This is a genomic window from Bacillus sp. MC1252 (assembly GCF_056838025.1).
The window spans coordinates 3662440-3678855 of record NZ_CM166369.1 but is presented as its reverse complement, the minus strand read 5'-3'; the positions used below and the strand labels follow the sequence as shown (position 1 = coordinate 3678855).

Genomic DNA, 16416 nt, shown 5'->3' with positions numbered 1-16416 from the left:
AAGGCTTCTCCCCCCTCCTTTTCTTTTTAAAATGACCAGTATCAAACTGTTATAGAACACGAAAAAGAGCAAATGGTCATTACCATTCGTGCACATACTTTGTTGAAAACAATTAATATAGTAGAAAAACGTCTTTTCGACAAATTACACAAGTTGTGGATAAACAATTCAACAAGCTGTGTAATAACTTTCCACAGGTTATCCACAGATTGTGGATAATGTAAATAGGTCAGATAAGTAATTAAGAGTTAAAACACAAATATAATATCAAAATAAACGAGATGGTGCAATGGGTGTCACAAACTTATCCACAAACTTTACATCCTGTTGAAAAATAATTATCCACACCGGTTATTTGTGTGAAAAAAATGTCGATAATGGATGTGGATAGTCTAAATATGCTGGAAAAATATCCACAACCTTGTTTTGGAGGTCTTTTAGGAGAAAAAAGAATAAAATGCTGGAAACTGAAAAAGAAGGTTTCTTCACTTGATAACTTGTGTTATGCTTATAAGGTTGATAATAAGAGTTTTATCATTGATATTGACAATCGATGGGTTACACAAATATAATGAGTTAGACTGTCTTAAACAGCTATTCCTCAGGGAGGTGTCATAAATGAAAAGAACGTTTCAACCAAATAACCGTAAGCGTAGTAAAGTTCATGGCTTCCGCAGCCGTATGAGTTCTAAAAACGGACGTCTAGTTTTAAAGCGACGCCGCAGCAAAGGTAGAAAAAAATTATCAGCTTAGGCCACTGAATAATGTCAGTGGTCTTTTTTACATAAAATCGTAAATGAATTGTCAGTTTTTATCGGAGTGGAAGAAAACATGAAGAAGCGAAACAGGCTAAAAAAAAATGAAGAGTTTCAAAAAGTGTTCAAAAAAGGTCAATCAATGGCTAATCGCCAATTCGTTATTTACCAGCTGGATCAACCGAATCAAGATGAACTGCGTTTAGGATTGTCTGTCAGTAAGAAGATTGGTAATGCAGTGATAAGAAATCGAATTAAACGACTGATCCGCCAGGTGTTTTTAGAGGAAGGTCATAAGTTAAAGCAAGAAAAAGATTATATTGTCATTGCACGAAAACCAGCGAGTGAATTGACCTTTGAGGAAACAAAGAAATCTCTCCAACATTTATTTAGAAAATCCGCTGTTTATCAACAACAACCGAAAAAGTCTTCGTAATAGAAACTTTCGTTGAATCAATTTTTAAAAGCGCTTCCTTCATCTAGTGAATTAAAATGAAACCACCACTTTGTAATGAAAAAATGTTACCATACTGATTAGGTGAGTCACTTTCGTAATCAATTCCAACTTAAATAAAGTTTGAAGTAATGGGAGGAATCTTGTTGAAAAGGCGATTATTACTAATATTTAGCTTGATTGGCGTGTTGGTTCTATTGGCAGGATGTACACAAATCAATGAACCAATTACATCAGATAGTGAGGGATTCTGGAATTCTTATATTGTTTACCCGCTATCTCAATTAATCACGTACATGGCAAATTTGACTGGTGAAAACTATGGTGTTGCGATCATTATTGTTACACTGTTAATTCGTTTGCTTATTTTACCATTAATGATTAAACAGTTAAGAAGTACAAAAGCAATGCAAGCTTTGCAGCCTGAATTGAAGAAGCTTCGTGAAAAATACAGCTCTAAAGATCAAAAAACACAGCAGCAGCTTCAGCAGGAAACAATGGCTCTTTTCCAAAAAAATGGTGTAAATCCATTAGCAGGGTGTTTCCCGATTTTAATTCAGATGCCAATCTTAATTGGTTTTTATCATGCGATTATGAGAACAGCTGAAATTAAAAAACATACATTCTTATGGTTTGACTTAGGCAGTCCAGATCCATTGTTTTTATTACCGATTATTGCGGGTGTAGCTACTTTCATTCAGCAGAAGCTGATGATGGCTGGAAATCCTTCGGACAACCCTCAAATGGCAATTATGCTTTGGGTCATGCCGATTATGATCGTTGTGTTTGCAATCAGTTTCCCAGCGGCACTTTCACTTTACTGGGTTGTAGGTAACCTTTTCATGATCATTCAAACATTGGTGATTAGAACACCTCAAGTACAAGTTGATACAAAAGAAAAAGCTGGCGGGAATAAAAAATGAAGGAAATAACTGCTGTCGGTCGTACAATCGAAGAAGCAGTAGATTCCGGACTTAAACAAATTCAGCTACTACAAGAAGAAGTTGATATCACAATAGTAGATGAAGGAAATAAAGGGTTTTTGGGATTATTTGGTAAAAGGCAAGCTGTTGTTAAGTTAATAGAAAAGAGAAATGCTTTCAAATTAGCTACACAGTATTTAGATAAAATTGTTAAATCAATTGATCCTAAAGCAAAAATTGTTTCCAAGAAGGAACCGAAAAAGATTTCTTTCCACATTGATGGAGATAAAACGGCATTAATGATTGGAAAAAGAGGACAAACTTTGTACTCATTAGAAACATTGGTGCAGTTAGTGTTTAATCGTTATTCCGATCAGTATCACCATATTACAATTGATATTGGAGATTATAGGAAGAAACGTCAAGAAGCACTTGAACAATACGCCATCAGGACGGCCAACCGTGTTTTAAAAACGAAGAGAAAGGTTCATTTAGAACCTATGCCTTCGAATGAACGAAAAGTCGTTCATGATACGATCGCCGCATTTTCTAAAGAACTTGCTACGGCTTCGGAAGATACAGGTAGCAAACGTCATGTTGTGGTGTTGTATAAAAAATAGCAGAAAGGCTAAGATTCAGCAAAGCTGGATTTTAGTCTTTTTTTATTGAAAAATTCCCTTTTTATAGAAGATTCATCCTTTATTTCTAAAAAGTTAGCGTGTTATTTGGATGAAAAACGCCATTTTTACATTGAAGTAAAGGGATCGGGGCGTTTAAATTTATTGGATTTAGGTGTAAGATGTGAAGATAAGTTGAGAACGTCGTTATTCACATGTGGATAAGTTAAGTGTTAAAATAGACAAGATGCAAAGTTGTGGATAATTAGATATGGGATACTTTCGCTTCGCTTTCATTTGTGGTATCTTTAAATTTTGGATTAAGCGTTTTTGATATAGAGATGGACAACGTCCATTTAATAGATAAAAGACTGTCTATTAAGTAGAGAAAGAGGTGAATGAGCGGTGGATACAATTGCAGCAATTTCTACACCAATGGGTGAAGGGGCAATTGCGATTATTCGTTTAAGTGGGCCTGATGCGGTACAGATTGCTGATCGTATGTATAAGGGGCCTAAGGAGAAAAAGCTTGTATCGGTGGATTCACATACCATTCATTATGGCCATATCGTGGATTCTAGTACTGAGCAAGTAATAGAAGAGGTCATGGTGTCGGTATTAAGAGCGCCAAAAACATTTACGAGAGAAGACGTTATTGAGATCAACTGCCATGGCGGAATTGTGACGGTAAATAAAGTATTGCAGCTTGCTTTAAGAGAAGGAGCAAGATTAGCGGAGCCAGGTGAGTTTACAAAACGTGCTTTCTTAAATGGAAGAATCGATCTGTCTCAAGCAGAAGCTGTAATGGACTTGATTCGTGCAAAGACAGACCGTGCGATGAATGTAGCGATCACTCAAATGGAGGGACGTCTCTCCGGTTTGATTAAACGACTTCGCGGTGAGATATTGGAGACACTCGCCCATGTTGAAGTAAATATAGACTATCCAGAGTATGACGATGTCGAAGAAATGACACATCGAGTCTTAGTTGAAAAAGCGACATCTGTGAAAAAGGAAATTGAATCGCTGCTGACGACTTCGCAGCAGGGGAAAATTCTTCGTGAGGGCTTATCCACTGTGATTATCGGAAGGCCGAATGTTGGGAAGTCTTCCTTGCTGAATAGTCTTGTACAGGAAACAAAGGCGATTGTGACGAATATTCCTGGAACAACGAGAGATGTCATTGAGGAGTATGTGAATGTAAGAGGGGTACCTCTTCGTCTAGTAGATACTGCGGGTATACGTGAGACTGAGGACATTGTTGAGCGTATAGGGGTTGAGCGATCTAGACAGGTCTTAAAAGAAGCCGACCTGATTTTACTTGTGCTCAATTATAGTGAGGAATTATCAGAAGAGGATATTAAGCTTTTTGAGGCTGTCTCAGGTATGGATATCATCGTGATTGTGAATAAGACAGATCTTGAGCCTAAGCTTGATGTAGAAAAGGTCAAGCAGCTAGCGAAAGATCGTCCGGTGGTCACAACATCATTATTACAAGAAAAGGGGATTGATGAGCTTGAAATGGCGATTCAATCACTGTTCTTCACAGGTTCAATTGAAAGTGGGGATTTAACGTATGTAAGTAACACAAGGCATATTGCGCTCCTTCAGGCAGCCAAACAATCAATTGAAGATGCTCTTGAAGGAATTGAAATGGACGTACCGATTGATATTATTCAAATAGATTTAACACGCTGCTGGGAGCAGTTAGGTGAAATTATTGGGGATGCTGTTCATGAAAGCTTAATTGATCAGTTGTTCTCTCAATTTTGTTTAGGAAAGTAAAAGGAGGAACATAAGAAATGGGTTATGAAGCTGGTCAATATGACGTCATCGTCGTCGGTGCCGGTCATGCTGGTGTTGAGGCTGCTCTTGCTTCTGCAAGACAGGGCGCCAAAACACTTGTATTGACCATCAACCTCGATATGGTTGCTTTTATGCCATGTAATCCGTCCGTAGGTGGTCCCGCAAAAGGGATTGTCGTCAGAGAAATTGATGCACTAGGCGGAGAAATGGCACGAAATATAGATAAGACGCATATTCAAATGCGCATGCTGAATACTGGGAAAGGACCTGCTGTCCGTGCGTTAAGAGCGCAAGCAGATAAGTTCCAATATCAGCACGAAATGAAAAAAACAATGGAAAATGAACCAAACCTGACAATGCTCCAAGGTATGGTGGATCATTTAATTGTAGAAGATGATGAATGTAAAGGTGTCGTTACACAAACAGGGGCGAATTATCGTGCGAAATCTGTTGTCTTAACGACTGGTACTTTCTTAAAAGGCCGCATTATTTTAGGGGATCTTTCCTATTCAAGCGGCCCTAATAACCAGCAGCCTTCAATTAAATTATCAGATCATCTAGCAGAATTAGGATTCGATTTGGTTCGTTTTAAAACAGGAACACCCCCTCGAGTGAACAGCCACTCGATCGATTATAGTAAGACAGAAATTCAACCAGGTGACGATGTACCACGGGCATTCTCCTATGAAACGGTTGAATATATTACAGACCAATTACCATGCTGGTTAACATACACGAGTTTAGAGACACATCAAATTATTGACGAGAATCTTCACCGTTCTCCAATGTATTCAGGTATGATTAAAGGAACTGGTCCTAGATACTGCCCTTCCATTGAAGATAAGGTGGTTCGTTTTAATGACAAACCGAGACATCAAATTTTCTTAGAGCCAGAAGGTCGTAATACGCAGGAAGTTTATGTGCAAGGTTTGTCTACAAGTCTTCCTGAAGATGTACAGCAGCGTATGCTTTCAACCATCCCAGGACTTGAAAATGTACAAATGATGCGAGCGGGTTATGCCATTGAGTATGATGCAATTGTGCCTACACAGCTGTGGCCGACACTTGAGACGAAGAAAATTTCCGGATTGTATACAGCCGGCCAAATTAATGGAACGTCGGGTTATGAGGAAGCAGCAGGTCAAGGAATTATGGCAGGTATTAATGCAGGAAGAAAAGCATTAGGTAAAGAAGAAGTCATTTTAAGCCGATCTGATGCATATATCGGTGTTCTCATCGATGACCTTGTCACAAAGGGGACAAATGAACCTTATCGTCTCTTGACATCCCGTGCAGAGTATCGTCTACTTTTACGTCATGACAATGCTGATTTAAGATTAACTGAACTGGGATATAACCTGGGATTAATTTCTGATGAGAGATTCCAAGCGTTCCAGCTGAAAAAAGAAGCCATTGAAGCGGAGAAAAAACGATTATACTCTGTCATCATTAAACCTACAGCAGAGACACAAGAATTTATTCGTTCACTTGGTGGAAGTGAACTGAAGGACGGCATTCGTGCAAGTGATTTGATGAAGCGTCCAGAAATGAACTATGAATCTGTTGTGCAATTAGCTCCTGCTAAAACACCGCTTCCTTCTGATGTGTGTGAGCAGGTAGAGATTCAAATTAAATACGAAGGTTATATTGAAAAGTCGCTCCAACAAGTTGAAAAGCTGAAAAAGATGGAGAACAAAAAGATTCCGGATCGAATCGATTATGATGCCATCAAAGGGATTGCAACTGAAGCGAAGCAAAAGCTGAAAGAAGTCCGACCGCTTTCTGTTGCACAGGCTTCTCGTATTTCTGGCGTTAACCCTGCTGATATTTCTATCCTTTTAGTGTATTTGGAGCAGGGACGTATTGCGAAGATAGCAGAGTAGAAAGGATGTCGGCATGAACATTGATCAATTTAAAGCAGCACTAGAGGAGAAAGGGATCACTCTTTCTCCTGTGCAGCTTGAACAATTTGAAACTTACTTCCGCATGCTTGTAGAATGGAACGAGAAGATGAATTTAACGTCCATTACAGAAAAGGAAGAAGTCTATTTAAAGCATTTTTATGATTCGATATCAGCAGCATTTTTTATTGATTTTCACAATGTGACAACGATTTGTGATATTGGAGCTGGTGCTGGTTTTCCAAGCATTCCTCTTAAAATTTGTTTCCCTCATCTACATGTGACCATTGTTGATTCTCTCCAGAAACGAATTACGTTTCTCAATGAGTTAGCAAAAGGGTTAAATTTACAAGAAACTACTTTTTATCATGATCGTGCGGAGACGTTTGGCCAACGTAAGGAAAAGCGTGAAAGCTATGATCTTGTCACTGCTAGAGCAGTTGCGCGTCTATCTGTTTTGAGCGAATTATGCCTGCCTCTTGTGAAAAAGGAAGGATTGTTTGTTGCATTAAAAGCATCTGCCGCTGATGAAGAGATGCAAGCAGGGAAAAAAGCCGTCACAGTCCTCGGAGGAGAGGTTGTTGAAAAGCATTCCTTTGTTCTTCCTTTAGAAGAAAGCGAACGGAACATCATTGTCATTGAAAAGAAAAAACAAACACCAAAAAAATATCCTAGAAAACCAGGAACACCTAATAAATCACCAATAGAAGGTTGATCATGTAAAAGGTCGGTTTTTCTTCAATATTTATGATTTTACAGAAGGAAAAAACATGAGAAAATAGAATTATAAAAAGGTAGTTTTTAAAGGTGGTGTAGGTTCATGAAGCATTCACTCTCACGCTTCTTCGGGCTTGGTGACAAAGAACATCCTGAGCGTGAAACCGAAATAGAGGTAGAGATTGCTGAGCATGATACATTAAAGGAAGAGATACAGGAGCTCCCGGTCGACACAATTATGCCTAACCGTTTTCAGCCACGCACCATTTTTTCAGAAGAAAAGATACAAGAGCTGGCCACGACTATTCATACCCATGGCATTATCCAACCTATTGTTGTCAGACCAACAGAAGAAGAAGGAAAATATGAACTGATCGCCGGCGAAAGACGTTGGAGAGCGGTACAAACTCTTCAATGGGAGAAGATCCCCGCTATTATAAAAGATTTTACTGATACGGAAACGGCATCTGTGGCATTGATTGAAAATTTGCAAAGGGAAGAGCTGTCTGCTATTGAAGAGGCTCATGCTTATGCACGCCTTTTAGAGCTCCATGATTTAACGCAAGAGGCGCTTGCTCAGCGTTTAGGCAAGGGACAATCAACTGTTGCCAACAAATTAAGACTTTTAAAGTTGCCTGAAGAGGTACAACAGGCCATTTTGGAGAAAAAAATCTCTGAGAGGCATGCACGTTCACTTGTACCCCTAAAGCTTCCAGAATTACAAATCGCGCTATTGCAGGAAATTATCGAAAAGCAGCTGAATGTGAAACAGACTGAAGAGCGTGTAGTGAAGATGCTTGAACAAAAAACAGATCGCAAACCGAAGCCAAAACGTAAGGCATTTAGTCGAGATACACGAATTGCGATGAATACCATTCGCCAGTCTCTCCACATGGTAGAAGACAGCGGACTTAAAATAAATACCGAGGAAGAAGAATTTGAGGAATACATCCAATTAACGATTCGAATTCCTAAATAGAAAAAAGCTGATGAGATCGGGACTGACCCCCGTTTTTGAGACAGGGATCAAAACACCTTTATACAGCCAATTGCCGATAGTTTATCAGTGATTGGTTGTTTTTTAGTTTCGTTTCGTTTGAATACGAATGTTGTTATAATAATGAATGTATTCTTTGACAGTGCGTTCTACGATGGTTGTCGTCGTTCGATCAATGCTGTTAAGATAGAACGTTTCAGACTTTAGTGAGGAATGAAACGATTCGATGGAGGCATTATCAGCGGGCGTCCCTTTGCGGGACATGCTCATGATAATGCCTTTTCCTTTAATCTCCTTTTGATAGGCATATGAAGTGTAGACCGATTCTTGATCACTATGAAGGATGCAGCCTTCAGGCAGTGCCTGTAGCTGATTCAACGTATCTAGAACAAGCGAAACACAATCGTATAAGCCACAACCTCACTTGTATATAAATCTTTTATGCTAGATAGATAAAGTGTTTTTTGGCCAAAGGGCAGATATGTTAGATCAGTCACCAATTTTTCAAGTGGCTTTGTCGCAGAAAAATCTCGTTTTAAGTATTTTCTGCAATATAATAGGGTTGACCGGTTTGCTTACGCTTTTTCACTTTCACACGACACTGCAAACCGTGGTTTGCATAATACGTTGTACCGTCTTATAGTTCATTTTCATTTCTTTTCGCAGTAGAGCCGTAATTTTTCGATAACCATACGTATATTGATGTGCCTCACAAAGCGATGAAATGAGGTCGATTAACCCCTGCCGCTTTGGCTGATGACCTTGTTTTTTCCAACGATAAAATGTTGATCTTGCGAGCTTAAACATCTGACAGAATGCACTCACTTTGTCTTTTACCGTATCATAAATCGACACGAACGCTTCTTTTTTCACTTCCTTTCCCATTCTGTGTAGTTTTTTAATATGTCAATTTGTTGTTTTAAGTAGCGAATTTCCGTTTTCAATTTCTATTTCTCATCTTGATATTCAGGCCCTTTCCCGTACGAATCCTGTTTGCCTACTGGCTGTCTTAAACGATGAATGTCTCCAGATGAGTCACATTCCGAATATTTAATTCCTCCAACACTTTTTTAACTGGTACTCCCGCCAATCGCATTTCAATTGCTTTCATCTTCACTTCAATTGGATAACTAACTCTTGATCCCATAGAAAAACACCTCCAAATTGTTTTCAGGTATTCTATACCCGATTTCAACTTAAAGGTGTTTTTTATTTGTCTCACTTTATGGGGACAGTCCTATCCACTCGTCAGCTTTATTTGTATGCCTTCATGAAAGTACATAATATTTACTTATTATTGATTAATTGGTAAAATATGATTTTCATAGTAGAAAGGAGGTGACATCTATTCAATGAATATGAAAAAAACTACTTTTGCTATTATCTGTTATTTACTATTTTCTGTTTCTCTTTTTTCAAATGAAACGACTATATTTGCTGTAAATACGCCACCGAGTCAAGAGGTTCATGCTGGAGAAGAAACGGTTACGAAGAAAGAACTGAACGTCCTGAAGAAACAAGGCGTGGTTTCTAGAGAGGTAACTGTTCAACAATTAAATCAAGAGCATGAGTCTCAGGACGAGACGATCGACTTGATCACAGCAAATGATGATTTGAAGAACTATGACTTACGGCAAAACAAGCAGGATGAGATGGTGACTGATGAAAAGCCGCATACCATTCGCCACCTTTTAGGAAAGCCGTATCCTGGAACCGATATTATGCCTAAAAAAGGGGATATATTGGTGACAAGCACTGGTGCTTTGAATGGCTTAATTGGTCATGCAGGTATCGTCATTAACGAGAAAAGCTATGCCTCCATTCCAGGGTTTCGACAGCACCCTCATATTGATTCCATTCATAGCTGGTTTCGCTATAGTGCCAACACAAAGGTGATTCGGATCAATCACGAAGAAAAGGCGGATCTCGCAGGGGAATGGGCACACGATTACGTGAAAGACCATCCGAAGGCTCGATACTCCATCACAATGTCGATTCAATCATTGGACCCCACATACTGTTCAAAGATTGTGTGGCAGGCCTACGCCAAAACGGGTGACGCTGTCGGACATGCGACATTTACCATTAAGGCACCCTATGGATTTTTGAAAAAGAAAAGCTATAAAACAGTGACCCCTAAGGTCATTGTGAGCGAAGGCCGTAAAATTGGCGGATTAAACTTTTGATATGTGCCCTCACTTTTGATTAAAGTGAGGGTTTTTTATTTCTAAGTATATCGATTTTTCATCAAAAAGATATATTAATATAATTTTTGTGTGTGTTTTCATTCATCTAATCATGTACGAAAATAGACATTCGTCAACGAATTTATAATGGAGAAACAAAAAAAGCAAACGTTTCATACTTTTTTTGATAGAATAGAAAGTATGAATGAATGAGAAACTTGTTAAGTTGAAAGTGGGTGACATCGTGGGAAAAATCATAGCGATTACCAACCAGAAGGGCGGCGTCGGGAAGACGACAACTTCTGTGAATTTGGGTGCGTGTTTAGCATACATAGGAAAAAGAGTGTTGTTAGTTGATATTGATCCGCAGGGCAATGCCACGAGTGGTATTGGGATTGAGAAGGCCGACGTAGAGAAGTGTGTGTACGATATTTTAGTTGACGATGCAGATGTACTTGATGTGATTAAGACGACAGAGGTCGAAAATCTTGATGTCATTCCTGCGACGATACAGCTTGCAGGGGCAGAAATTGAGCTTGTGCCTACGATCTCACGTGAAGTGAGGCTGAAGAGAGCACTTGAATCTGTGAAGCAAAATTACGATTACATGATTATTGACTGTCCGCCATCACTTGGATTACTGACGATTAATGCGTTAACTGCATCCGATTCCGTTTTAATACCGGTTCAGTGCGAATATTATGCGCTTGAAGGATTGAGTCAATTGTTAAACACAGTTCGTCTCGTGCAGAAACATTTAAATACCGATCTTGCCATTGAAGGTGTCTTACTGACAATGCTTGATGCGCGAACAAATCTTGGAATTCAGGTCATCGAAGAAGTGAAGAAATACTTTAGAGATAAAGTCTATCAGACCGTGATTCCGAGAAATGTGAGACTCAGCGAAGCGCCTAGTCATGGAAAGCCTATTATCTTGTATGATCCACGTTCAAGAGGTGCAGATGTCTATTTAGACTTAGCAAAGGAAGTGGATGCGAATGGCTAAAGGTCTTGGAAAGGGTATTAATGCACTATTTAACAACGTAGATTCAAATGAAGAAACTGTCGAAGAGATCAAAATGAAGGATCTGCGTCCGAACCCGTATCAGCCAAGAAAAACGTTCGACGAGGATGCATTATCCGATCTCAAAGAGTCGATTCAGCAGCACGGTGTTTTACAGCCGATCATTGTCCGAAAATCAATTAAAGGATATGACATTGTAGCAGGTGAGCGCCGATTCCGAGCAGCACAACAAGCTGGTCTGACAACGATTCCTGCGATCGTCAGAGAATTTTCAGAAACGCTGATGAGAGAGATTGCCCTTTTAGAAAACTTACAGCGCGAGGATTTATCTCCATTAGAGGAAGCGGAAGCCTATGCTTCCTTGCTAGATCACTTAAGTGTGACTCAAGAGGAATTAGCGAAGCGATTAGGTAAGAGCAGACCACATATTGCGAACCACCTTCGTCTATTGACATTACCAGATGAAGTACAAGAGTTAATTGCCGATGGAACGTTATCAATGGGACATGGACGCACGCTGCTTAGTTTGAAAAACAAAAAGAAGCTGGCGCCATTGGTAAAGAAAATCGTGGATGAAGGGTTAAATGTACGTCAGGTTGAGAAACTTGTTCAGCAATTAAACGAAAATGTTCCACGTGAAACAAAGAAAAAAGAAGCACCAAAGGATCGAGTGTTGAAAGAAAGAGAGTCTTTCTTACAACATTACTTTGGTACTCCAGTTACGATCAAGAAACAGAAGAAAAAAGGGAAAATTGAGATTGAATTTCTCTCAAACGAAGATTTAGACAGAATTCTTGAATTGCTTTCTGCGAGAGAATCCTCAGAGTGACCATCTTGATACGAGAGATGGTCTTTTTTATATTCTCCCAGTGATATTTTGAATAGGAGCGAAAAGAGAACGGTTTTTTTCTCTCGTCCAATCCATTTGATCAATGTGAGATAGACTTTCAGAAAGTGTATTGGCCATAGACATGACAAGGTGAAGACGTGTATTTTGGAGAACGAAGTATTCCATAAAGCCACTCACATTGACGATCCCATTAATATGAATATCTCCTACCTCTGGCAGCTCCTTTTGTACACCCGCCCCAGGCTTTAACGGGCCATCTCCAATCTGAAAGGAACCTACACTTTTCACTCTTCCTAAACAGGCATCAACAGCTACAATAAACGGATGTTTATGAGCTTGTTCAATTTCAGCGAGCTTTTCTTTTAAATTGACCGCATGCACTGGGTCAGAGAGCGTTCCGTATACATGAAGCTTTTTCAATTCCAGACCTGAAAGCTTTGTGCCAACAAGTGGACCTAGAGAGTCGCCAGTTGAGCGGTCTGTTCCAATACAAACGATGGCAACGGGTCTTTTTCCTGCTTTCTGAAGATGCGAGAATAAAATACTTTTAAGCTGTTGAATGGCATTTGTATCCGTATGGGACACGTATTCTTTCACCCTATTTCTTAAAAAAAGACCGTTCTTGCTATTCATAGGTCTCACTTCCTTGTCATAGTAGTTAGTAACAGTATACGGAAACAAGCTTAATTCTATACCTATGAGGTGATGATTGTGTGGAAGGCTGGTTCAAGGTGGACGCTTTTAATTTTAGGAAGCTTAATAGGAGCGGGATATGCTTCCGGCCAAGAAATTTGGCAGTTTTTTGGCATTGATAGTGGACTAGCCATTCTCCTGTTTACATTGATGTTTATGCTGTCTACCTATGTGGTGTTAAAAATCAGTTATGAGGTGCGTGCCGATCACTTTGTGCCGGTGTTAGAGCGACTGGTAGGACCATGGCTGGCTAAGGTGTATGACATTTTAATCGTTCTTTATTTATTCACGACAACTACGGTCATGATTGCCGGTGGCGGGGTTACACTTGAGATGTATCATGTACCATTTTGGGTTGGCATCGGTGCGTTTTGTTTTTTTTCATTTATGATTTTTTTCTGGGATGTGAAAGGGCTCTTATCAGTGAATGCTTTCATTATACCAATTTTGGTGGCGGGGCTCATCTATGCGTTTGTTTTTTATTATATGAATCATGATCATATGTGGAGGATTGATTTTGGGCAGCAGTACAATTGGCCAGCCAGTATTGTCTTTGCCTCTTTGAATATATTATCTGTTGTTGCAGTGCTGTCTTCTGTTGGGAAAGAAATGAAGGGGCTCGGAGAAGCCAAGGTGGCGAGCATATTAAGTGGTCTGATTTTTGGTGTGATCTCTTATGTGTATAACGAAATACTGGTTGATATTTCTGGAAGTCTTTCAGCAGAGGGAATTCCTTTGTTTACAGTATTAGAGGGGGCGCCGACGTCATTGTTTGTGTTTATGACAGTCGTCCTTTGTCTAGCGATTTATACGACGACAGCCGCTGGTTTATTTGGTTTATCCAGCCGGATGCTCTCTGTTGTAAGAATGCCTCGCTGGTTGATTGTGTTTGTCATGCTTCTTTTGATGGCGCCTTTAACATCTCTTGGATTTGCCGATTTGATTGCTTTCTTGTATCCGATCTATAGTTTGTTGAATCTTTATTTACTCGTCTGTTTAATGCTATATCCGATTTTAAGTAAAAAGATATTTTTCCGGGCTAAAAATTATATTGATAAAACAAAATAAGCACCTCTCTTCGTAAGAAAAGTGCTTATTTTATCCGAATTGAATCGATAGCGTCTTTGATATCATCATATACAGGCATTTGCTGAAGACGCTGAATGCGCTCCTCTAATTCTGAGATGGCTTGTCCTTTTAAATGCTGGGATAAATGCTGTTTGACAATGGTTGTTTGGTTCAACATGTCTTCTGTTTTGGACAGCTGATACTCCAAGTGCACGCGAGTGTTTGCTAATTCGTCATGAAGCCGCATTTTCAGCAGTCGCTTTAGATCCTTTCGCTGTCCTTCTCTGCGTATAGCCTGAATGGCGGCGATTTCTTCAGGAGATTGCGATTGTGTTTGGGGTGCAGATTGATTTTCGAATACAGACATGGAGCGGCGAGCGCTCACATTTTGCAAGAAACGCTGGGCGTCACTAGGAGGTTTATTTTGATTGACCATTTGGCGACTCCTTTCTTAATGAATACCCATTTGCAACGCAAGGCGTCTATCTGCCTTGGCATAGTCATCACCCATTGTGTAGAGATGTCTTGAAAGGGTGGAAAGTTCTTGTTCATAATCTCTAAGGGTGTACAAGGCATTCAATTGTTTTTCATGTGAATAAAAGGATGAATGATGCTGCTCCATCCGTACTTCCTCTAACAGTGCTTCTACATCTGTATGACTTAATAAATCATAGTGGCCAAAACCGACAAGTCCTTTGAGCTCTTGTTTTACATGGTGGACGGCTTCTTTTACACTTTCATCGATTCCATCGATTTTCTCAAATACAGTTTGTACCTCATGCTCAATAATGCTTTGTAGATCATAAGATGAATTTTTTAGTAAATGGGATTTTATGATAATTTCAAGACCGCTTTGTGCATATGCACGGCCTGAATGAATTTCTTGCAAAAGCATCGCTGTAAAACTCGTATTGTGATCAAGCTGTTCATCTAAAATACGAGCGGTTCCATTCGGATGGAATAAATAACCATTCGGCTTTGTATCTCCTGAAACGAGAGCTAAAAATGCATTTGTATCAAATGATTCGTTCCATTCTATATTCATAGAAGCAAAGGCTGATTTTAAAAAGGTGTCAATTTCCCTTTGTTTATATTGAATGGATTCTTGGACCGAGCCTTGCTCCCGAGGCGGTACGGTGTATTTGACTTGTCCAATCCCATGATCGTGACGATTGAGTAAACCTACGTAATGAGTAGGCTGAATATATTCAGTGAGAACATGAGTATATTTACCTTGCAGCGCCTTTTGCTGAATCGAAGGCGGCAGGCTGCTCCATATATTTGGACTATCAAAGGTGACGGATTTTTTGACAGCTGGCTGTTCTGTTGCAATATAAGCACAAACAGCACCGGCAAGGGCTTGTCCAGTGAGATGAATGGCTACATTAGGGTGCTTCTGACAGATTTGTTCTATGTATTCCTTCCCTTTAAAAAAGACATGTTCTTGATTCCCAGCTAGGGACTTTCTTTCAATAGGGTAGGCATAATCCGTTTTGAGCAATGATTGTGCCGCCGTTTGCACATCTTGTGATGATGTGACTGTCATTTGATTTGGCAGCGGACAGTGAAAAGCAACGATGAATTCGTCTGAATGTTCCTGCTGCATCATTAAACCATATAATTTATGATCGATCTTTAGAAAATCGTGGACAGTGAGCGTTTGCTGACCTATTTCTATCGTATGGTGCTGCTGGTAATTGTCTATGTCTCCAGCATGATCGGATATGATTTTATATTCTTTATCAGTTAATCTATCCTTTCGATTGACCATCGTACCTGCTCCCTCACATAACATTTATGCAGATATCATAAATCAAAAAATATGGAAAAACCACAGCGTTCTACCAATAAAAACCTTTTGACCTACAGTGTTTGTGACAATATTGAAAAAAAGCGGAGTTTAAGTAACTATTGGTCACAAATAAAATGATCTAAAAGAAGGGTTTTTTCTATAAGTAAAGAACTGGATTGACGAATGAAGAGGCTCTTTATTTTATGCATTGCCCTTCATCGTCGTTTTTTTGTACAATAGATTCAATGAAGTGAGCAAGAGAGGTGAAGGCTGATGGCAGACAAAGCGTTTGGGTTACATGACGTAGTTGAAATGAAAAAACCCCATCCATGTGGTGCCAATCGGTGGAAGGTGATTCGTTTGGGCATGGATATTCGCATTAAATGCGAAGGCTGCGGGCACAGCGTGATGATTCCAAGAAGAGATTTTGAACGAAAAATGAAGAAAATTCTTGTCAAGCATGAGGAGCCAACTGCTTAGTAGGCCTCATGCTTTTTTGATTAAATTTGTATATTGTACAGGAGAAACAGGTGCAATTTCTGCTTTTGGAGCTCTGATTTACTCTTTTTGTTGCTGTTTCTTCTATTGAAAATGCATGATGGTTAGCTTGTCTTTTCATGTAAACCTACTTAT

Annotated in this window: 16 protein-coding genes and 1 pseudogene; 13 read left to right on the top strand and 4 right to left on the bottom strand. The window is 39.5% G+C overall.

Going from position 1 to position 16416, the window contains the following annotated elements; genetic code table 11:
* Positions 1–618 precede the first annotated feature (618 nt).
* The 8 genes from rpmH (at position 619) to noc (ending at position 8152) form a co-directional block, all read left to right on the top strand.
* The gene (gene rpmH / locus ACYH0L_RS18920; protein WP_008360908.1) at positions 619–753 is read left to right on the top strand and encodes a 50S ribosomal protein L34; all 135 of its coding nucleotides are present in this window, start codon (positions 619–621) and stop codon (positions 751–753) included.
* Between the two features lie 78 nt (positions 754–831).
* Positions 832–1191: a ribonuclease P protein component gene (rnpA, locus tag ACYH0L_RS18915; protein ID WP_008360906.1), complete on the top strand. Its 360-nt coding sequence runs from the start codon at positions 832–834 to the stop codon at positions 1189–1191.
* Positions 1192–1355: 164 nt separating this feature from the next.
* Positions 1356–2132 (top strand): YidC family membrane integrase SpoIIIJ, encoded by a 777-nt coding sequence (spoIIIJ, locus tag ACYH0L_RS18910; RefSeq protein WP_180275472.1) that lies wholly within the window; start codon positions 1356–1358, stop codon positions 2130–2132.
* Entirely contained in the window at positions 2129–2752 is a 624-nt protein-coding gene (jag, locus tag ACYH0L_RS18905) for an RNA-binding cell elongation regulator Jag/EloR (protein WP_099726333.1), read from the top strand. The genes spoIIIJ and jag overlap by 4 nt, the downstream gene beginning before the upstream one ends.
* 402 nt (positions 2753–3154) lie before the next feature.
* The gene (gene mnmE / locus ACYH0L_RS18900; protein WP_482354245.1) at positions 3155–4534 is read left to right on the top strand and encodes a tRNA uridine-5-carboxymethylaminomethyl(34) synthesis GTPase MnmE; all 1380 of its coding nucleotides are present in this window, start codon (positions 3155–3157) and stop codon (positions 4532–4534) included.
* Between the two features lie 17 nt (positions 4535–4551).
* A complete protein-coding gene (gene mnmG, locus ACYH0L_RS18895; protein WP_327925043.1) occupies positions 4552–6438 on the top strand; it encodes a tRNA uridine-5-carboxymethylaminomethyl(34) synthesis enzyme MnmG in 1887 nt (628 codons plus the stop codon).
* A 13-nt stretch (positions 6439–6451) separates the two neighbouring features.
* Positions 6452–7171 (top strand): 16S rRNA (guanine(527)-N(7))-methyltransferase RsmG, encoded by a 720-nt coding sequence (gene rsmG / locus ACYH0L_RS18890; protein ID WP_410611106.1) that lies wholly within the window; start codon positions 6452–6454, stop codon positions 7169–7171.
* Between the two features lie 105 nt (positions 7172–7276).
* The gene (noc, locus tag ACYH0L_RS18885) at positions 7277–8152 is read left to right on the top strand and encodes a nucleoid occlusion protein (protein ID WP_099726337.1); all 876 of its coding nucleotides are present in this window, start codon (positions 7277–7279) and stop codon (positions 8150–8152) included.
* A gap of 58 nt (positions 8153–8210) precedes the next feature.
* On the opposite strand, the pseudogene ACYH0L_RS18880 reads toward noc, so the two are convergent.
* Positions 8211–9317: pseudogene (locus ACYH0L_RS18880) on the bottom strand (IS3 family transposase).
* Positions 9318–9522: 205 nt separating this feature from the next.
* Between ACYH0L_RS18880 and ACYH0L_RS18875 the strand changes: the two are divergent.
* From ACYH0L_RS18875 to ACYH0L_RS18865, 3 genes are all read left to right on the top strand, one after another.
* Positions 9523–10356 carry an orthopoxovirus pf05708 family protein gene (locus ACYH0L_RS18875; protein ID WP_230031432.1) on the top strand — a complete coding sequence of 278 codons (834 nt, stop codon included), beginning with the start codon at positions 9523–9525 and terminating at the stop codon, positions 10354–10356.
* A 244-nt stretch (positions 10357–10600) separates the two neighbouring features.
* Positions 10601–11362, top strand: a complete 762-nt coding sequence (gene soj / locus ACYH0L_RS18870; protein WP_008360890.1) for a sporulation initiation inhibitor protein Soj — start codon at positions 10601–10603, stop codon at positions 11360–11362.
* Positions 11355–12209 (top strand): ParB/RepB/Spo0J family partition protein, encoded by an 855-nt coding sequence (locus ACYH0L_RS18865; RefSeq protein ID WP_099728556.1) that lies wholly within the window; start codon positions 11355–11357, stop codon positions 12207–12209. The genes soj and ACYH0L_RS18865 overlap by 8 nt, the downstream gene beginning before the upstream one ends.
* 27 nt (positions 12210–12236) lie before the next feature.
* Here the strand turns inward: ACYH0L_RS18865 and yyaC are convergent, their stop codons facing one another.
* Positions 12237–12863, bottom strand: coding sequence for a spore protease YyaC (yyaC, locus tag ACYH0L_RS18860; protein ID WP_230031431.1), 627 nt, complete (start codon positions 12861–12863; stop codon positions 12237–12239).
* Positions 12864–12935: 72 nt separating this feature from the next.
* Here yyaC and ACYH0L_RS18855 point away from each other — a divergent pair, with 72 nt between their 5' ends.
* A complete protein-coding gene (locus tag ACYH0L_RS18855; protein ID WP_099728558.1) occupies positions 12936–13991 on the top strand; it encodes a YkvI family membrane protein in 1056 nt (351 codons plus the stop codon).
* Between the two features lie 25 nt (positions 13992–14016).
* Here ACYH0L_RS18855 and ACYH0L_RS18850 read toward each other — a convergent pair whose 3' ends face one another.
* The gene (locus ACYH0L_RS18850) at positions 14017–14427 is read right to left on the bottom strand and encodes a hypothetical protein (protein WP_099728559.1); all 411 of its coding nucleotides are present in this window, start codon (positions 14425–14427) and stop codon (positions 14017–14019) included.
* A gap of 15 nt (positions 14428–14442) precedes the next feature.
* The gene (locus ACYH0L_RS18845; protein WP_099728560.1) at positions 14443–15762 is read right to left on the bottom strand and encodes a hydrolase; all 1320 of its coding nucleotides are present in this window, start codon (positions 15760–15762) and stop codon (positions 14443–14445) included.
* Between the two features lie 294 nt (positions 15763–16056).
* On the opposite strand from ACYH0L_RS18845, the gene ACYH0L_RS18840 reads away from it, so the two are divergent.
* Complete coding sequence (locus ACYH0L_RS18840) at positions 16057–16263, top strand: DUF951 domain-containing protein (protein WP_008347561.1); 207 nt, start codon at positions 16057–16059, stop codon at positions 16261–16263.
* Positions 16264–16416: the final 153 nt, after the last annotated feature.

Bases quoted from the DNA above. Each gene is read 5' to 3' on its own strand.
- rpmH (WP_008360908.1), top strand. From the start codon at position 619: ATGAAAAGAACGTTTCAACCAAATAACCGTAAGCGTAGTAAAGTTCAT.
- rnpA (WP_008360906.1), top strand. From the start codon at position 832: ATGAAGAAGCGAAACAGGCTAAAAAAAAATGAAGAGTTTCAAAAAGTG.
- jag (WP_099726333.1), top strand. From the start codon at position 2,129: ATGAAGGAAATAACTGCTGTCGGTCGTACAATCGAAGAAGCAGTAGAT.
- mnmG (WP_327925043.1), top strand. From the start codon at position 4,552: ATGGGTTATGAAGCTGGTCAATATGACGTCATCGTCGTCGGTGCCGGT.
- rsmG (WP_410611106.1), top strand. From the start codon at position 6,452: ATGAACATTGATCAATTTAAAGCAGCACTAGAGGAGAAAGGGATCACT.
- noc (WP_099726337.1), top strand. From the start codon at position 7,277: ATGAAGCATTCACTCTCACGCTTCTTCGGGCTTGGTGACAAAGAACAT.
- ACYH0L_RS18875 (WP_230031432.1), top strand. From the start codon at position 9,523: ATGAATATGAAAAAAACTACTTTTGCTATTATCTGTTATTTACTATTT.
- ACYH0L_RS18865 (WP_099728556.1), top strand. From the start codon at position 11,355: ATGGCTAAAGGTCTTGGAAAGGGTATTAATGCACTATTTAACAACGTA.
- yyaC (WP_230031431.1), bottom strand. From the start codon at position 12,863: ATGAATAGCAAGAACGGTCTTTTTTTAAGAAATAGGGTGAAAGAATAC.
- ACYH0L_RS18855 (WP_099728558.1), top strand. From the start codon at position 12,936: ATGATTGTGTGGAAGGCTGGTTCAAGGTGGACGCTTTTAATTTTAGGA.
- ACYH0L_RS18850 (WP_099728559.1), bottom strand. From the start codon at position 14,427: ATGGTCAATCAAAATAAACCTCCTAGTGACGCCCAGCGTTTCTTGCAA.
- ACYH0L_RS18845 (WP_099728560.1), bottom strand. From the start codon at position 15,762: ATGGTCAATCGAAAGGATAGATTAACTGATAAAGAATATAAAATCATA.
- ACYH0L_RS18840 (WP_008347561.1), top strand. From the start codon at position 16,057: ATGGCAGACAAAGCGTTTGGGTTACATGACGTAGTTGAAATGAAAAAA.